The following is a 17,189-nucleotide window of genomic DNA, read 5'->3' as shown; positions in this document are numbered from 1 at the left end:
TCCTTGAGATTTCATTATTCCCAATCGCCAGCTTGTTTGCCAGTTAGTTGTTTGATATTTAGTTTCAGGATTAAAATATGATCAACAGCTTTAGAATTGTATTCATTGTTTAATTTCCCTGAATGTTCCATTAATATATTTAACCCGTGAATTTTGTCAGAGAATTCGGTGAGAATTTCAATTTCGCCTACACCAACAACCGAACGATATTTGGTAGTCCATTTGCAGGATTCTTCATGTTTGATAATTTCACTACCATATTCAATTTGAAAACTTACCTTGTTATTGGCTTTGAGCAAGTCAATTTTTTTACCTGCTTTGGCACAATGTATATATAATGCATTGTTCGAATAGCCGTAGTTTAACGCAACAATATAAGGGTATTCATTGTCATTAATGGCAATTCGGCAAACGGTTGATTTAATTAGAATTTCTTCAAGAAGTTTTTGATCCGTTATTTCTCTTTCTTTTCTTCGCATGATAGTAGAATTGGGTTTATGCGAAAATAATATTCCTAATTGAAGAGTTCAAGCTGATTATAAAATACTAGTATCTATTTTGACGGTATAAAATCCAGAGGTATTTGAAATCCCATATTCATGACTGCTTATATCAAACTCTAAAGTCAAGTAAAAGCTGCAACAATCTTCATATTGTTCTTCGTTGTGTAATTTTAAGTCAATTTCAAGATCGTCACCAACTAGAATGCGATAAGTATGTAATCCAGTATTCCAACCAATTTCAGATAAATCAATGAGATTGACAGCATTTTCTGTTATAAATGTAAAATTAACCGATTGATTGTTTTCATTTTTAATATTGATATCTTCAGGTTGAAAAGTTCCATTGGTAAATAAGTTTTCATTTGTTTCCGTATCAATAAGTTTCAGAATTGTTGGATTAGGAGGCGTATTGCATAAAATACCATCACAGTCATTCTTATCACAAGCATATAAAAATACTAATAGACAAAGGATAAGGTTTGTTGTTTTCATGGGATTTAACTTTTAGGTTCAAGGAGTAGATGCAAACTTATTGTAAAGGTTGCTTAAAAGAATCATAAAAATACAACTGTTTATTTACTATTGGTTTTAATTCAGATGTTTTTGAACAATTTGAGTGAATACTCGTGTTGTTATTGGTTTGGCAATATAATCATTACATCCTGCTTCAATAGCTTTCCTTTTATCCTCGCTCATGGCATAAGCTGTTTGCGCTATAACTGGAACCGTTTTATTGGTTTTACGAATTTCTTTGGTTGCCTGAAATCCATTCATAACTGGCATTCTTATGTCCATTAAAATTAAATCAATTAGAACTCCTCTTTGAATCAACTCTACAGCATCTTTTCCATTTTTAGAATGCAATACTTTAAAGTGATGCATGTTGAGTAAATCTCTTAAATAGATGTAATTCGACAACTCATCTTCTACAATAAGAATGGTTTTACCACTGGCTATTAGAATGAGTTCATTATCATTCTTAGGGCTAAATTTCTCATTTGATAATGCCGGAAGATAGGGTATAGTGAAATAAAATTTTGAACCTTTTTCTTCTTCGGATTCGACCCTAATATTTCCACCAAAAAGATCTATGATTCCCTTTGCAATGGCAAGACCTAATCCAGTACCCGTTGGAAGATTTGAATTTTGAAGATCGGTTTGTCTGAAACGCTCAAAAATAATCTGATGATATTTTTTAGGAATACCTATACCTGTATCGCTAACAAAAAACTCAATCTGGTTATTTTTGATTTTGTAACCAATTGTAATTTTTCCAAAATCGGTGAATTTTAATGCATTTTCGATTAGGTTGGAAATGACTTGAGTTAATCTTGTTGTATCTGTAGAAATGTAACTTGAGGTGTTTTCCAGGGCATTATCTGAAATAATTTCAATTTCTTTATTTGAGTTCGCTATAGAAAACTGATTTTTTAAATCTTCGATTAGCTTATTTAAATTACAAATTTCATAGTTTAAGGAGAATTGACCTGCTTCAATCTTTGAAATGTCAACTATGTCAGATATAATAGTCAATAACCGTTGTCCTCCTGCATTAATCATGTCCAGATATATTTCCTTTTTTTTCTTGGGTAAACTATCAGATCTTAGGAATTCAGAAAACCCTAAAACCGAATTTAAGGGAGTTCTAATTTCGTGTGACATGTTTGCGAGAAAGGCAGTTTTTAGTTGTTCACTTTCCTCGGCTTTTTCCTTTGCTTCCTTTAATTCAGCAGTTCTCAATTCAATTTTACGATCTAGTTCTTTATTAAATTCATCGAGATTTTGATACGCTAATTGTAATTTTTTTGAACTCGCAGCAAGTATTTCTTGTTCGCTTTTACCTAAAATATTTTCATCGATATCATTATTCTTTCTTAGAATGGACGCAATTTCTTTAATAAATTTATGAATAGGTTTAGATATGCTTCGAGAGATAAAAAAGGCTGTAATTGCACTCAGTAGCAGTAATAGAGAAATACTAATGGTCAGCATGATGATGCCTTTGTGCTCTGCCGAAAGAGTATTTTGATAAAACTCATCGGCTTTGTTCTGAGCAAAATCGGTAAGTAGTTTAGTTTTTTCGAAGAGTTGATTTACATGAAATGCTCCACGACCTGTTGTAATATCTGCAGCACGATCGTCGTGTCCACCTTTTTTTAATAGAATAACCTCATTTCGTATTTTTTCCCAATCTTTATATGCTTGATAAGTATCGTTAACAATTTCCTGATCTCCTAAAAAACGATTTTCGACAATTTTAAAGGATTCATAAATCTGATGATCATACTTATCTATAATTAAAATAGATTCGTATAGTTGTTCGTCATTTTTTGCCAAAACAATATCTTTCATCGATCGATGAATGGCATTTATACTGATGTTTATATCACGAACAGAGTTGCTTACAGCTAATGGGTGTTGATAAATGGCTTCGGTATGACTTCTAATATTTCTTAATTCGATAAAAGAGATAGCCCCAATAATAAAACTAAATATTAGGATAATCGAAAATCCAATAATTAATCTGGTTTGGAATTTAAATCTCTTCATAATTAAATAGGGCTTTAGTAAATTTAAGTCGATACAGATTATCTAGAGTTTTGGGTACGTGGTTTTATTATGTGTTGGTTAAAACTAAGATAACCAATAGGCTAGAGAAAAACAAGTTTGTTTTTGAACTATAATAATAAACTATTGTAAAAAAGAAAAGCTCCAGACCTGTTGGTATGAAGCTTCTTTCTATAGTATTTTACTTTATCTCTTCTCTAACTGCACAATATTTTCCACATGATGTGTATGTGGAAACATGTCAACAGCTTGTACTTTGGTTACTTTGTAGGCTTCGTCCATTAAAGCCAAATCGCGAGCCTGAGTTGCAGAATTACAACTAACGTAAACAATTCGTTTTGGAGCTGCGTGCAAAATGGTTTCTACAACATCAGCATGCATTCCTGCACGAGGAGGATCAACAATTATTGTATCTGGTTCTCCGTGTAATTCGATAAATTCACGAGTTAGCACATTTTTCATATCACCAGCAAAGAATTCTGTATTGTCAATGCCATTGATTTTAGAATTCTCCTTAGCATCTTCAATAGCTTCAGGAACATATTCAATACCAATTACTTTCTTGGCTTGTTTTGCAACAAAATTAGCGATAGTACCAGTTCCTGTATATAAGTCGTAAACAACCTCATTACCTGTTAATTCTGCAAAATCACGAGTTTTGCAATACAAATTATAAGCTTGTTCCGAGTTGGTTTGGTAGAAAGATTTAGGTCCAATCTTGAACTTTAAATCTTCCATTTGTTCAAAAATATGATCTTTACCTTTGAATAGAATTACATCCTGATCGGTTATCGAATCATTTGCTTTCTCATTAATGATATACATTAATGAAGTAATCTCAGGGAATTTATCAGCAAGGTGATTAAGTAGAGCTTCGCGCTTTTCAACATCTTCGTGATAAAAAACAACGATTATCATATTCTCACCAGTAGATGAAGTTCTGATTACCAAAGTTCTAAGAAATCCATTTTGATTTCTGATATCAAAAAAGCTTAAATCATTTGCAAAGGCAAATTCTTTAATTGCTAAACGAACAGCATTCGATGGTTCTGGTTGAAGATGACATTTATTGATATCAACAACCTTATCGAATAATTTTGGAACATGAAATCCTACAGCAGGTGTTCTTTCTATTTCTTCAGCACTAGCTATTTCTTCGTTGGTTAAATATCTCTTATTCGAAAAAGTATATTCAAGTTTATTACGATAAAATTCAGTTTTTTCGGAAGGGAAAATATCACAAACATTTGATAATTCAACTTTTCCGATTCTTTCTAAGTTATCAACAACTTCCTGTTGCTTGAATTTAAGTTGTTCCTCGTAAGGTAGATTTTGCCACTTACAGCCTCCACAAACACCAAAATGTTCGCAAAAAGCATCTTTTTTAAGTGGAGAATGCTCATGAAAGAAAACCGGATGTCCTTCCATATAATTTTTGCGTTTTTTTGTAACCTGTACATCAACAACATCGCCAGGAATAGCGTTTGTAACAAACAATACTTTATCCTCAATTTTAGCAATGGCCTTACCTTCGGCGGCTAACTTCTCAATTTTAACGCTTTCCAGAAGCGGTTTCCTGTTTCTTTTTCTGCCCACTTGTCGTAATTTTTAATTTGGGCACAAAGATATAAAAAGTCCATCAGTCTAAAAGTCCAAGAGTTGAAAAGTCAAACAGTTCGATAAAAAAAATGAAATTGCGATTGTAGCGCACGAATGAATTTATGATTCTACATTCATTATATTTTATATCTTTATCGGGTATTCCAAAAGCCACATTTCAATTTTTTATAAACGTACTATGTATAAGTTACTTGCTGTTTGCAGTTTGTTCTTGTTGATGTCTTGCAGTACCAAACAGTCAACAAAAGTTCCATGTTTTGCCTGGATTGGTGGACCCGGAGAAGCTACCGATACTGAATTATCGGAGAATTTTAAGGATTTAAAAGAAAAGGGAATTGATGGATTAATGTACAATGGAGGACATGATCCCGCTGTTTATCAAAGAGTAGGAAAAATTGCTAAAGCAGCAGGTCTCGAATTTCATACCTGGATACCTACAATGGTACAAGGTAGAGATAAAAATATTCCTGCCGAATTGTATGCTGTAAATGGTAATGGTGAATCGGCCTACGATAAACCTGCATTTGTCGATCATTATACATTTTTGTGTCCAAACAAAGATGAAGTATATCAATACTTATCAAATTTATATGTGAGCATAGCTAAATTGCCTGAAGTTGACGGCGTACATTTGGATTACATTCGTTTCCCGGATGTAATTTTAGCTAAAGGTTTGTGGGAAAAGTACGATTTGGTGATGGATAAAGAATATCCTGAATTTGATTATTGCTATTGCGATAAGTGTAAGGCTGATTTCAAGGTAAAAACGGGAATCGAAATTACAGATCAGGCAGAAGCTCGTGAATCACAAGAATGGAAGCAATTTCGTCAGGATTTAATTACTAAAATGGTAAACAGATTGGTAGAGGATGTGCACCGTCAAGGAAAAGATATTACTGCTGCTGTATTTCCTGGACCTCATTCTCATGCAGTTAAAATGGTTCGTCAGGAATGGGATAAGTGGAATTTAGATGCTTTTTTACCAATGAACTATAATGATTTCTATCTGGAAGGAACTGAATGGGTTGGTAAAATGTGTAAGGAATCAACACATAGTTTGAACGGAGAAAAACCTGTTTACAGTGGTTTGTTCATTTGTCCTAAGCCAGATTCGAAAGCGAAAGAAGCTGATCCTGAAAATCATGGTTTATTACCTGAAGAGTTGGGAGATGCTATTCGTGAATCAATGGAAAATGGTGCTACAGGTATTTGCTTGTTTACTCCAGGAAGAATGACAGATGAGCACTGGGTTGAATTTGAAAAAGCCATTCATAAAGAATATTTGAAAAAATAATCCACCTCTAGTGAGATGGACCAATTAAATGAGAATTCCTTTTTGGAGTTCTCATTTTTTATGAAGCTTTTTTGTGTTGATTTATTTGATTTAAACTGTCGAGAGTCTTTTTAATAGTTTCTTTACTCGCTTTTGTGTTTAGCCAATTAATCGCAGAATCAGTAGAACTGAATATCTTTATTGATTTGTTAAGATGTTTGACTCCTTCAATGAACATCATGGTTTGCACCACCTGATCTGGAGTATCAGTAACTACAGCAACCTGATCGACTGTTTTATAAATATTTTTGTTTAGAAAGAAATTGGTGTATAGTTTACTTTCATCTACTGACGCTTTAATTTTTACTTTTCTAGCATCTAATAAGATACAAATAGGTTGATCTGAGTTTATATTTGCAAATGCTTGTTGAAACTCACTAATTAACTCACGACGCACAACTTCCCCTTTACAAACTTTTATTAACAGTTTGTGATCCTTCAAGTAGGAGTACTTTATAAATTTCATTCTTTATTAATTCTCTTTAATTTATTGTTTTTTACAGAGATAGTGTGTTTTTAAATTGGTCTGCAAATGTAATTCTTTTTACAAATTGGCAAAACGAGATGATACTGTTTTTAGGATAAAATGCTAAGTTTGCAGAATATTTTAGTACCACATAACAATACAGCAAACACAATAAATACGCATGAATCATTTATTTATCCCTAATCAGGGCAGAGTCAATTTTGATGACATAGTTTTTGACGAACGACTTTTTTCACAGATAAATCAATTCCTTAGAGAATATGAACATGTGGAAATTTTATCGAAGTATGGTTTACCTGTTATTAATAAGCTGTTACTTTTTGGAAAATCAGGATGTGGTAAAACCATGACTGCTAAGGCTATTGCTCATAAACTAAATAAAAAGCTAAAGACTATTAATTTGGGAAATATCATATCTTCTAAATTAGGTGAAACATCCAGAAATATTGCTTCGGCTTTTAAAATGGTGGAAACGCAAGAAGCTGTTCTGTTTTTCGATGAATTTGATTCTTTAGGAAAAGAGAGAAATTACGACAATACAGATAGTAGTGAAATGAAAAGGGTTGTGAACGGAATGATTCAGATGATGGATCATTTGCCAAAGAACTCTATTATTATTGCTGCAACCAACCAAATTGATTTGATTGATGAGGCATTGGTTCGTCGATTTGAATTGAAAATGGAATTCCAAAATCCTAATAAAGTAGATTTGGATAGATTGTATGACAAGCTGATTGCTCGATTTCCTGAAGAATATGGGAAGGTGAATAGAGTATACGATATCTCTTTTGCAGAAGCAGAAAACATTGTGATGACTGAGGTTAAAGAGAATATTATTAACTCAGAACTATTGAAAAAAGCCGTAATCAGTGAACAAGATAAGATAAACAAAGAGCAGGTAACAAACAGTTAGTAGTTTTTCAATCGCTATTTGGCTTTAGGCAATGGTTCATAATTGGTAATAGTTCACTATTTTTGTCGCTCTAATGAAAATTGACACAGCATGATCTCTATAAATAATCTCACAGTTGAATTTGGTGGTTTTACTCTTTTTAAAGATGTTAGTTTCATCGTAAATACTCGCGACCGAATTGGTTTGGTGGGAAAGAATGGAGCAGGAAAATCAACATTACTGAAAATCTTTGCAGGAATTCAAGGATCTACAAAAGGTACGGTTTCGATACCTAGTGAGGTGAAAATCGGTTATCTTCCACAGCAAATGAACCATGTTGATGGTAAGACTGTAATGGAAGAAACACTAACAGCATTTGAGGAGGTAATTGCATTAGAAAGAGAGATTGCTAAAATTAATACGGAGATTGCTGAGCGTACCGATTACGAATCGGAAGAATATATGAAGCTTATTGATCGATTGACGGATAAGAATGATCGCTACCATATGATGGGCGGTGAGAATATCGATGCTGAGGCGGAACGAACTCTTATGGGCTTAGGATTTTTACGTTCCGATTTTACTCGACAAACCAATGAATTTAGTGGTGGTTGGAGAATGCGAATTGAACTGGCGAAAATTCTTTTGCGTCGTCCGGATGTGTTTCTTTTGGATGAGCCTACCAACCATTTGGATATCGAATCAATTCAGTGGTTAGAGGATTTTCTGAAAGTATATCCGGGAGCTGTAGTTCTGGTTTCTCACGATCGTGCATTTTTAGATACGATTACTAATAGAACTGTTGAAATATCTGTTGGGAAAATATACGATTATAAAGTTCCTTATTCTGAATATGTTGTTTTGCATGCCGAGCGTCGTGAGCAACAAATGAAAGCGTACATTAATCAGCAAAAGCAGATTAAGGATACGGAAGAGTTTATCGAACGATTTAGATATAAAGCAACCAAATCGGTTCAGGTTCAATCACGCGTTAAGCAATTGGAGAAGATTGATAGAATTGAGATTGATGAGGAGGATTTAGGAAAGCTGAATTTAAAATTTCCACCTGCACCTCGTTCGGGAGATTTGGTTTGTGAAGCAAAAGAATTGAGTAAAGCTTATGGCGATCATTTGGTGCTAAGTGAACTTGATTTTGTAATTGAAAGAGGCGAAAAACTTGCCTTTGTAGGAAAGAATGGAGAAGGAAAATCTACGCTTGTAAAAGTTTTGATGGGAGAGCTGGAACACACAGGTGTTTGTAAGATTGGTCACAATGTAAAAATTGGATACTTTGCCCAGAATCAGGCTCAACTTCTAGATGATAACAAAACTGTATTTGATACTATTGATGATGTTGCTGTTGGTGATGTAAGAACTAAAATTCGTGATATTTTAGGTGCTTTCATGTTTAGAGGCGAGGATGTTGATAAAAAAGTTAAGGTATTGTCGGGAGGAGAAAAATCTCGATTGGCAATGATTCGCTTACTTCTTGAACCTGTGAATTTGTTGGTTCTCGATGAGCCTACCAATCACCTGGACATGAAATCTAAAGATGTATTGAAAGAGGCATTGTCTCAATTCGATGGAACCGTAATTGTTGTTTCTCACGATCGTGAATTTTTGGACGGATTGGCATCGAAAGTATATGAGTTTGCCAACAAAAAAATCAAAGAGCATCTAGGTGGAATTTATGAATTCTTAAGAGCCAAAAAGATGGAATCTTTGAAAGAACTGGAAGTGAAAAAAGCTATAGTTCAGGATAAGATTGTGGAGGCTCCTTCTGAAAATAAGCTCAACTATTTAGAGCGTAAAGAGATGAGTAAGAAGATCTCAAAAATGGAGAGAAATGTTACATCTGCAGAGGAAAATATCGCCAAATTCGAAGAACAAATTGCAGAAATGGAGGACTTGTTAGCAAATCCTGAAAAGATGCAAGACCAGTCTCTTTTTACCAAATACGAGGAAGCTAAAAAGGATTTAGAAAACGAAATGTTGGCTTGGGAAGAGTTTAATGAGCAATTAGAGGAATTGATTATTGAGAGAGGAGAGTAGGTATTAATGTATTGATAATCTGTCTAGCATTTTCGAGATGCTTGTCATTTTAACAGCAATAGAAGAATACTATAATGTATGAATAGAATGGAGATGTGTGATTTATTGCGCTCTCCATTTTTACTTTAAGGAGATTAGATATTTTTTTACTTGAAAACATTTTGCGCCCTTTGCTTGAAACTTCTTATCTTGAAAGGAAAAAATGTCAAACCTACACGCTAGCCCAACTACCCCAAAAGAGAGAATTAGATCATTAGATATTCTACGAGGATTTGCCTTGCTCGGCATCTTGTTTATCAACATACAAATGTTTGCCTTACCCAATGCCTCATTTGCTAACCCTTTGGTTATGGGTGAGATGAGTGGATTGGATGATTTTGCCTACTGGTTGGTTCATGTTTTTGCAGAATTAAAATTCATGAGCATTTTCTCTATTCTATTTGGAGCAGGTATGTTGTTATTCATAAATCGCTTGACGGAAAAAGGAATTGATGGAGCAAGCATTCACATTCGTAGAATGTTGTGGCTTCTTCTTTTTGGAATGATTCACGCCTATTTTATATGGTTTGGAGATATTTTAGTGGCTTACTCCTTAATAGGTTTAATTGCTGTCTTGTTTCGCAAGATGAAAGATAGCTGGAAGATAGTATTAGTTGTGATTCTCTATATGCTTCCAATGCTGTTTTTTTACGGTGTGGGTAGTTTGTTTGAAAGTATGCCTGAAAAAATGCTCGAAGAATCGATGGCAGAGTTTTTACCATCAGCGGAGACATTAAAAGCAGAAACCGACCTATATCAGAATGGTTCCTGGTTGGATATTTTTGTAAAAAGAGCGCAATTAAATATGAATTACCAAATTGGATCTTTCTTTATGCTTTCCTTATGGCGAACTACGGGATTGATGTTATTAGGAATGGTTTTGCTAAATAAAGGTATTTTATCAGCTACTAAATCGAAAATATTTTATGGAGTTATGGCTCTTGTAGGAATTGGAATTGGAGCGTTCATTTCAAATTATGGTGTGCAAGAAATGACACAGAATAGATGGGAGGTTATTCATTATTTCAAATTTGGATATCAGTACAATTACTTCTCAAGTATATTTACTTCGCTGGGTTATATTGGTCTAATTATATTAGTTTATCAATTAAATATTCTTCAATTTTTAATGAAAGGGCTCGAAGCAGTTGGTCGATTGGCTTTTACAAACTACCTTTGCCAGTCCGTAATTTGTTCCCTCATTTTCTACAGTTACGGTTTTGGATTGTTCGGAGAGTTCACAAGGTTTGAATTGCTCTATTGGATGCTTGGCATCTGGATTTTCCAAATGACTTCATCATATATGTGGTTGAAGTATTACAGAATGGGACCTTTGGAATGGTTGTGGAGATATCTTACCTATAAAGAAAAACCACAACTATCATTAAATGTAAATATCAGTAAGTAATTGATCAATGGCTAAACAGAAACAAGAAATGTTGTTCGGTATTAGAGCAACAATGGAAGCGATTAAAAACGAAAAAGAAATTGAGAAAGTTCTAATTCGTAAGGGATTAACAGGACGATTATACAATGAATTATTCGATTTAATTCGTGAGAAAGAAGTTGAATATCAATTCGTACCTGCCGAGAAAATTAAATCTTTAGATCAGCATAACAATCAAGGTGTGGTGACTTTAATTGCTCCTATTGCTTATCAGGAGCTTGAAGATGTGATTCCACAGATATTGGCTGAAGGTAAAAATCCTTTAATCTTAATTCTCGATCAGATTACTGATGTTCGTAATTTTGGTGCTATTGCTCGTTCTGCAGAATGTGCAGGTGTACAAGCCATAATTATCCCATTTAAAAATTCGGCAAAAATTACTCCTGATTCTATTAAGACTTCAGCAGGTGCTTTGTATTCAATTCCTGTTTGTAGAGTTCAGAACCTTAAAACAATGGTTAGAGCTTTGAAAAAAGAAGGAATTAGAATTGTTGCTTCAACCGAGAAAGCGGAACAATTGTATACTGAAGCTGATTTGACCTTGGCTACAGCAATTATCATGGGATCGGAAGATACGGGTATTGATGAGGGATTACTACGATTGGCAGATGAGCAAGTAAAATTGCCAATTTTAGGTTCTATTGAATCGTTAAATGTATCTGTGGCTGCTTCATTAATGGTTTATGAAGCTGTACGTCAGAGAAAATAAAATAAATACTGAAATTATTTGAAAGGTGTAAAGCATTGCTTTTACACCTTTTTTTATGACTTTACTTGTGTTGAAAATAAGGTAGATTTACTGTTTTGAAAAACCTGCTTAGGTTTTGAAAGAAACCACAGCAGCTTTTGCACTAAACCTAACTAGGTTTTATTCGAAACCACAGCAGGTTTTAAGGAAAACCACAGTAGGTTTTTACCAAAATGGAAGCACGTTTATTATTTTTCGCTTTTATTCTCTTCAGGTATCCATTTCGGCATTTCTTTTGATTTCGGTTTTCTACCATAAAAGAAATCATCTAAATGTACGGCAAGTATCCTAAATAGTTGAGAATACTTAATACCCCAACGAATAAAGTTATGCAATGCATTATTGGGATGAGAGTAGGGACAGGTTGCCATACAACGTCCACAATCGGTGCCAGCTTTACACCAGTAGGTAAAACAGGATTCGGAATTGATTTGCCAGCGCTTTACACCATTAATCAATTTTGGTTCATCAAACGAGATGGATTTACTTGGACAAACATCAGCACATTTTTTACAGCGATTGCAAAAATCATGAACGGAATAATCTTTTTCCCATTTTGTAGATGGTAGCTTAAAATCGGTGGTAACAACACCTAACCGAACTCTTGGACCTTGTTTTGGTGTCATGAGTAAGCCCATTCTACCAATTTCTCCTAAGCCTGAATCTCTGGCTACCAAAGGACAGACCACTTGATAATTACCATCGATATGTGCTCTTGCAGAATAACCCAAACTGCGTAAAAATTGTGCTATTTGTACTGCTATTCTTCCGGCTTCGAGGTATTGTTGTCCTGATTCCATGACAATGGAAGCTTGTGGAGCAGCATCAACCATCTCTTGTGTCATTTCAACAGTAAAAGCTATGGCATGAGTATGATTACTTTTTACTTCTTTACCGTATTCTTCACCTCTTCCTTTATGTGAATAAAAATGATAATCACTTAATTCTGTAATTCCAGTATTTAAAGCACCTAACTTTTTGCTCCATGATTTAATGAATTTAGCCATTTCATTTGGGGAAACACTTTCCTGATTGGGATTGACTTCGCCATCAACGGCATCTTTAAATTGATCGACAGCGTAAAAACTAGAATTGGCTGCCGCATAAGCCATTTGATTGTAGAAAATAGATTTTTCTGCAGTTAAGCCTGGTTCTCTTCTAAATTCATCATCGAGTAATCTTTTATCAGGATTTTTTGAGTAGTAATTCTCAAAATTTACACTTCCTTCTTTTAGTTCATTTCTTGAGAACATGATATCACGTTCATCTATTTTTGATTTAGGATAATCATCGGTAATTGTTTTATCGATTGGAAAAGGAATCAGAAATAAAATTCCTGTAAGTATTAAATCAGCGACTAGAACTATCGTAACAATTTCCCAATTGTAATACCATGAGAAGAAATAGGGAAGAGGCAATAGAATTGCAATTAGCAGTGCTCTACTCGCAGCCTTTTTTTCTTTTTCTCTTACAAACACAAAAAATGCGTAAGTAATCATGATTAAGAAAATTATCGATAGGAATAAACAAACGAGAGGTGAGTGTAATAATAAATTGTTCATGGTCGGGTTAGCTTAGGTCGGAAAGATAAATTATTTTTTCTGCTAAACCTTTACTTGTAACTAATTTGGATTCTTTCTCGGAAAGAATGGGCAAAAAATTACCCGAATCAAACCAAGTTGATTCGGGTAATTATTATAGTAATTTTAGGGTTAGAATGCAATTTAAATGTGAAATCCGATAAATATTCAATCTCCTCTATCCCTCTTATCTTCTAGCCTCTATCAGATTCAGCCCTGCTAATTTAGAAAAATATTTTTTGAATGCAATATTTTTTCTGAATTCTTTCACAGCTTGGTGTGATTTTTAACATTTTTGAGTCTAAATGAATCTGTTTTCTAGGTTTAAACCTGGTATACAAACGAATTGATATTCATTCCTGCACCAACAGATGCAAAAACAACGTAATCACCAGGATTTAAACTATGATCTGTTAATTGATTCTTTGCAATTTGATCATATAAAATAGGCACAGTAGCTACTGAATTGTTACCCATTTTTTCAAGAATAATAGGCATAATATCTTTTGGTACAGTTTTTTCTTTGTACAGCCTAAATAATCGTTTTCCAATTGCTTCATCCATTTTCTCGTTTGCCTGATGAATCAATATCTTTTTAATATCTTTTATGTCCAATCCAGCTTTATCAATGCTTTCCTTAACTACACCAGGAACATTGGTAATTGCATATTCATAAATCTTACGACCATACATTTTAATAAAGTGGCTTGTACCATTTCCTTCAAAATCAGCATTATCTGATTTGTCAGCTCTAAGGAAAAATGCTTCGTTTAAGGTATCTGTTCTCATCGCATGAGAAAGAATTCCTGATTTTTCTTCTGCTTCGCACGCTTCTAGAATTGTGGCCCCAGCTCCATCAGAATAAATCATACTGTCACGATCGTGTGGATCACAAACACGCGATAAAGTTTCGGATCCAATAATTAATACTCTATTGGCATCTCCTGATTTAATAATATAGTTTGCCTGAATCATACATTGAACCCAACCAGGACATCCGAAAAGTAGATCATACGCAATACAACTGGGATTCTCAATTTGAAGAAGGTTTTTAACCTTTGCTGCCAAACAAGGCAATTGGTTGCTAAGTGTTGAATCTGGACTAACATCACCAAAGTTGTGAGCTACTAATATATAGTCAATACTTTCTTTATCTATGTTAGAAGAATCAAGTGCGTCTTTTGCAGCCAGGTATGCTAAATCAGATGCTTGTTGATCTTTATTGGCATATTTTCTTTCTGCAATTCCAGTTATTTCCTGGAATTTTTCGATTATTTCCTGATTCGGAGTTTCTATTTTTTGCCCACCAGGCTCAAAAAAGTCATGATTGATAAAATGTTCATTCTTAACCTGAACTGAAGGAAGGTAACTACCTGATCCAACAATCTTAGAAAATCTTTTGGTACTCATTGTTATTGTTTTTATTTCACAAAACTGAAGACAATTTTATTGTATTCAGTAATACCTTAAGAAACTGATTCTTAGCAATCCGATAGGCTATTTTAATAGTTTTGCCATGAACGGCAATAAGTTTGGTGTGTGCGCTAAGGTAAATATTTTTTTTATATCGGATTAAATAATTACTTATTTAGAATGTAAGGTCATCATTTTAATCCGATTAAAATAATTTAAGCGGAGGAAGAATATAAAAAAAGGGAATATTTACATTCCCTTTTTGTGTTGTTACTTTAAAAGTGAGGCTTTTAAGTTTTTATCGGCAGGTTTATCGCATAACCAAATGCCGAAAAGTGCTTTTTTAAAATTCAAACCTTTAATTGTTTTTTTAAGCTCATCGTTTTTATATAATAGTGTACCTTCTTCAGAAGAATAGACAAATTCAAACACATCTTTTTTCTCTATTTTATCCGAAAAAACAGCTATAAATTCTTCAATTTCTTTTGTTATAGGATCAGTATTTCCTTTAGTAGCATTCTTAAATCCTTCTCTTGTAGCTTTCTCCATTTTCTCTGAAGTAATTAAGCCAGAGATAATTTCCAGACGAATTCCCATGCATTCATTAGTATTAATGATTTCGTCAGCATTGCTCATTTTTTTATTTATATATAAGCCCATTGCGTACATATCCATCCACAATTTTACTCGTGTTCCAGTACCTTGTAATTGCATTTGATTGTCTTTAATTGCCATTTCGTTTGGCAATTCAACATCGCCTACTTTGGTTTGAGCGATGGAACCTAAACTTGAGATTATTAATAGGAGAGTAAAGAATTGTTTCATATTATTTCTGCTTGATTTTAAAATGGTTTACGAATAAATTAATTTGGCATAACACAGATAGAAAGTTGCTATAATGTTAACCAGATAGTTTAGCCAAAGCGGATATTGTCTTTTATCAGATTTTAGATCACCATTTACAATATAGATAAAAGTAAAGAGTACACCAAAAGCCCACATGAGTAGAAATGGCCAATTAAAACTACCTACATCATGTGTTTTCCATGTTTGTATTACTTGTGGAATAACACCAATACTTAGAATGATATTACCAAACCAACCTAAAGATTCGAAAAAATCGAACTTACCGAATATTTTTTTCATATGTATTTTAAGGAAATATTAATTGACTAATTTCTGAAAATCATCGCCTGTAGGGTTTTGAAATACCTTTAGGTTGAACTCAGGAACAATGGCTAGAATGTGATCGAATATATCAGCCTGAATAGCTTCATAGTTTGCCCAAGCCTGATCGTTTGAGAATACATATATTTCAATAGGCAAACCTTTTTCCGAAGGTTGAAGTTGTCGTACCAAAAAAGTCATATTCTCATGAATTTTAGGATTGTTATGTAAGTAAGCTTCTACATATTTTCTAAAGGTTCCAATATTGGTCAATCTTCGTTGATTCACCGGAATTTCACCTTCAGGATTTAAAGAGCGAATTTCTTCTTTTTTCTTAATAACATAGTCCTGAATCAATTTAATTTTCTCAAATCGATCCATATCCTCTTCAGAAAGAAAATGAATAGATTTTACATCGATATTAAAATGACGTTTAATTCTTCTACCACCTGATTCTTCCATTCCTTTCCAATTGTTGAACGACTCAGAAACCAAAGCGTAAGTAGGGATTGTGCTGATTGTTTTGTCCCAATTTTGTACTTTAACGGTGTTTAGACTGATATCAATAACAGTTCCATCAGCACCTTTCGAAGGCATTGATATCCAATCGCCAATATTTACCATTCTATTTGCTGAGAGCTGAATAGAAGCAACAAAACCTAAGATTGTATCTTTGAAAATTAACAGAATAACAGCAGCAAATGCTCCCATTCCAGCAATAATTGTCAAAGGATCTCTATCAATAAACTTGGCAATTATTGAAATTATACCAAGCGAATAAAAGAAGATTTTTACGATTTGCAGATAGCCTTTTATAGGTCGGGTTTTACTAACAGGCATGGTATTGTAAATATCATTTCCAGCATTTAGGAAAGTATCCAATAGCATAATTGCCAATATTATCATGTACACATAGGCTCCATTTTCAACAAAATTACTCCAAGTTTCACGGTCTATAAAACTTGCGCTGGAGTATATGATTAAAGCAGGAGCAAAATGAGATATTTTATTAAAAACCTTTCGCTCCAGCATGATATCATCCCAATGCGTTTTTGTTTTACGAACCACTTTGGTGATGAATGCAATTAAAATTCTTTTTGCGATTAAATCGGATAACCATGCTACAATAAGAACCACAACAATGGCAATTGCAGATTGAAAAATTACGGCCCAGTATTCTGAAATTCCTTCATTAATTAGCCAGTTCTTCAATTGAGCGCCCAAAAGCTCTTTCATATTGATATTTTTTAGTGTGTGAATTAAAAATCTAAGATATCTAATTCGAATTGGAAAAGAAAAATGCAATTGGCAATATTTTGTATTTTTAAGGATTGAAATTT

General features: G+C 33.7%; 15 protein-coding genes. 5 read left to right on the top strand and 10 right to left on the bottom strand.

Annotation, left to right across the window (positions count from 1 at the left end; translation table 11 throughout):
• Positions 1-14: 14 nt before the first annotated feature.
• The 4 genes from GCQ56_RS10935 to rlmD form a co-directional block, all read right to left on the bottom strand.
• Positions 15-479, bottom strand: coding sequence for a pyridoxamine 5'-phosphate oxidase family protein (locus tag GCQ56_RS10935; RefSeq protein ID WP_152734496.1), 465 nt, complete (start codon positions 477-479; stop codon positions 15-17).
• Positions 480-536: 57 nt separating this feature from the next.
• Complete coding sequence (locus GCQ56_RS10930; protein ID WP_152734495.1) at positions 537-995, bottom strand: hypothetical protein; 459 nt, start codon at positions 993-995, stop codon at positions 537-539.
• Positions 996-1,091: 96 nt separating this feature from the next.
• On the bottom strand, positions 1,092-3,053 hold the full coding sequence (locus tag GCQ56_RS10925; protein ID WP_152734494.1) for an ATP-binding protein: 1,962 nt from the start codon (positions 3,051-3,053) through the stop codon (positions 1,092-1,094).
• Between the two features lie 204 nt (positions 3,054-3,257).
• Positions 3,258-4,667, bottom strand: coding sequence for a 23S rRNA (uracil(1939)-C(5))-methyltransferase RlmD (gene rlmD, locus GCQ56_RS10920; RefSeq protein WP_299993496.1), 1,410 nt, complete (start codon positions 4,665-4,667; stop codon positions 3,258-3,260).
• A gap of 202 nt (positions 4,668-4,869) precedes the next feature.
• On the opposite strand from rlmD, the gene GCQ56_RS10915 reads away from it, so the two are divergent.
• Positions 4,870-5,985 (top strand): hypothetical protein, encoded by a 1,116-nt coding sequence (locus GCQ56_RS10915; protein WP_152734493.1) that lies wholly within the window; start codon positions 4,870-4,872, stop codon positions 5,983-5,985.
• Between the two features lie 58 nt (positions 5,986-6,043).
• Here the strand turns inward: GCQ56_RS10915 and GCQ56_RS10910 are convergent, their stop codons facing one another.
• Positions 6,044-6,490 carry an STAS/SEC14 domain-containing protein gene (locus GCQ56_RS10910; protein WP_152734492.1) on the bottom strand — a complete coding sequence of 149 codons (447 nt, stop codon included), beginning with the start codon at positions 6,488-6,490 and terminating at the stop codon, positions 6,044-6,046.
• 181 nt (positions 6,491-6,671) lie between these two features.
• Between GCQ56_RS10910 and GCQ56_RS10905 the strand changes: the two genes are divergently transcribed.
• From GCQ56_RS10905 to rlmB, 4 genes are all read left to right on the top strand, one after another.
• Positions 6,672-7,424, top strand: coding sequence for an AAA family ATPase (locus GCQ56_RS10905; RefSeq protein WP_152734491.1), 753 nt, complete (start codon positions 6,672-6,674; stop codon positions 7,422-7,424).
• Positions 7,425-7,514: 90 nt separating this feature from the next.
• Complete coding sequence (locus GCQ56_RS10900) at positions 7,515-9,455, top strand: ABC-F family ATP-binding cassette domain-containing protein (protein WP_152734490.1); 1,941 nt, start codon at positions 7,515-7,517, stop codon at positions 9,453-9,455.
• A gap of 202 nt (positions 9,456-9,657) precedes the next feature.
• A complete protein-coding gene (locus tag GCQ56_RS10895; protein ID WP_152734489.1) occupies positions 9,658-10,902 on the top strand; it encodes a DUF418 domain-containing protein in 1,245 nt (414 codons plus the stop codon).
• Positions 10,903-10,909: 7 nt separating this feature from the next.
• The gene (gene rlmB / locus GCQ56_RS10890) at positions 10,910-11,650 is read left to right on the top strand and encodes a 23S rRNA (guanosine(2251)-2'-O)-methyltransferase RlmB (RefSeq protein ID WP_152734488.1); all 741 of its coding nucleotides are present in this window, start codon (positions 10,910-10,912) and stop codon (positions 11,648-11,650) included.
• 227 nt (positions 11,651-11,877) lie between these two features.
• Here rlmB and GCQ56_RS10885 read toward each other — a convergent pair whose 3' ends face one another.
• The 5 genes from GCQ56_RS10885 to GCQ56_RS10865 form a co-directional block, all read right to left on the bottom strand.
• On the bottom strand, positions 11,878-13,188 hold the full coding sequence (locus GCQ56_RS10885; RefSeq protein WP_193323768.1) for a 4Fe-4S dicluster domain-containing protein: 1,311 nt from the start codon (positions 13,186-13,188) through the stop codon (positions 11,878-11,880).
• Positions 13,189-13,593: 405 nt separating this feature from the next.
• The gene (locus tag GCQ56_RS10880; RefSeq protein WP_152734486.1) at positions 13,594-14,679 is read right to left on the bottom strand and encodes a 3-oxoacyl-ACP synthase III family protein; all 1,086 of its coding nucleotides are present in this window, start codon (positions 14,677-14,679) and stop codon (positions 13,594-13,596) included.
• Between the two features lie 273 nt (positions 14,680-14,952).
• Entirely contained in the window at positions 14,953-15,507 is a 555-nt protein-coding gene (locus GCQ56_RS10875; RefSeq protein ID WP_152734485.1) for a chalcone isomerase family protein, read from the bottom strand.
• Positions 15,508-15,534: 27 nt separating this feature from the next.
• Positions 15,535-15,828: a PQ-loop repeat-containing protein gene (locus GCQ56_RS10870; protein WP_152734484.1), complete on the bottom strand. Its 294-nt coding sequence runs from the start codon at positions 15,826-15,828 to the stop codon at positions 15,535-15,537.
• Between the two features lie 18 nt (positions 15,829-15,846).
• Positions 15,847-17,085: a mechanosensitive ion channel family protein gene (locus GCQ56_RS10865; RefSeq protein ID WP_152734483.1), complete on the bottom strand. Its 1,239-nt coding sequence runs from the start codon at positions 17,083-17,085 to the stop codon at positions 15,847-15,849.
• Positions 17,086-17,189: the final 104 nt, after the last annotated feature.

It is taken from the genome of Marinifilum sp. N1E240, from assembly GCF_009295825.1.
Classification (GTDB): domain Bacteria; phylum Bacteroidota; class Bacteroidia; order Bacteroidales; family Marinifilaceae; genus Marinifilum_A; species Marinifilum_A sediminis.
Note: the sequence above shows the minus strand (reverse complement) of the source record. Positions and strands in the feature narration are given on the sequence as shown.

Coding starts and splice junctions, on each gene's coding strand:
- GCQ56_RS10935 (WP_152734496.1), bottom strand. CDS start 479: ATGCGAAGAAAAGAAAGAGAAATAACGGATCAAAAACTTCTTGAAGAA.
- GCQ56_RS10930 (WP_152734495.1), bottom strand. CDS start 995: ATGAAAACAACAAACCTTATCCTTTGTCTATTAGTATTTTTATATGCT.
- GCQ56_RS10925 (WP_152734494.1), bottom strand. CDS start 3,053: ATGAAGAGATTTAAATTCCAAACCAGATTAATTATTGGATTTTCGATT.
- GCQ56_RS10915 (WP_152734493.1), top strand. CDS start 4,870: ATGTATAAGTTACTTGCTGTTTGCAGTTTGTTCTTGTTGATGTCTTGC.
- GCQ56_RS10910 (WP_152734492.1), bottom strand. CDS start 6,490: ATGAAATTTATAAAGTACTCCTACTTGAAGGATCACAAACTGTTAATA.
- GCQ56_RS10905 (WP_152734491.1), top strand. CDS start 6,672: ATGAATCATTTATTTATCCCTAATCAGGGCAGAGTCAATTTTGATGAC.
- GCQ56_RS10900 (WP_152734490.1), top strand. CDS start 7,515: ATGATCTCTATAAATAATCTCACAGTTGAATTTGGTGGTTTTACTCTT.
- GCQ56_RS10895 (WP_152734489.1), top strand. CDS start 9,658: ATGTCAAACCTACACGCTAGCCCAACTACCCCAAAAGAGAGAATTAGA.
- rlmB (WP_152734488.1), top strand. CDS start 10,910: ATGGCTAAACAGAAACAAGAAATGTTGTTCGGTATTAGAGCAACAATG.
- GCQ56_RS10885 (WP_193323768.1), bottom strand. CDS start 13,188: ATGATTACTTACGCATTTTTTGTGTTTGTAAGAGAAAAAGAAAAAAAG.
- GCQ56_RS10880 (WP_152734486.1), bottom strand. CDS start 14,679: ATGAGTACCAAAAGATTTTCTAAGATTGTTGGATCAGGTAGTTACCTT.
- GCQ56_RS10875 (WP_152734485.1), bottom strand. CDS start 15,507: ATGAAACAATTCTTTACTCTCCTATTAATAATCTCAAGTTTAGGTTCC.
- GCQ56_RS10870 (WP_152734484.1), bottom strand. CDS start 15,828: ATGAAAAAAATATTCGGTAAGTTCGATTTTTTCGAATCTTTAGGTTGG.
- GCQ56_RS10865 (WP_152734483.1), bottom strand. CDS start 17,085: ATGAAAGAGCTTTTGGGCGCTCAATTGAAGAACTGGCTAATTAATGAA.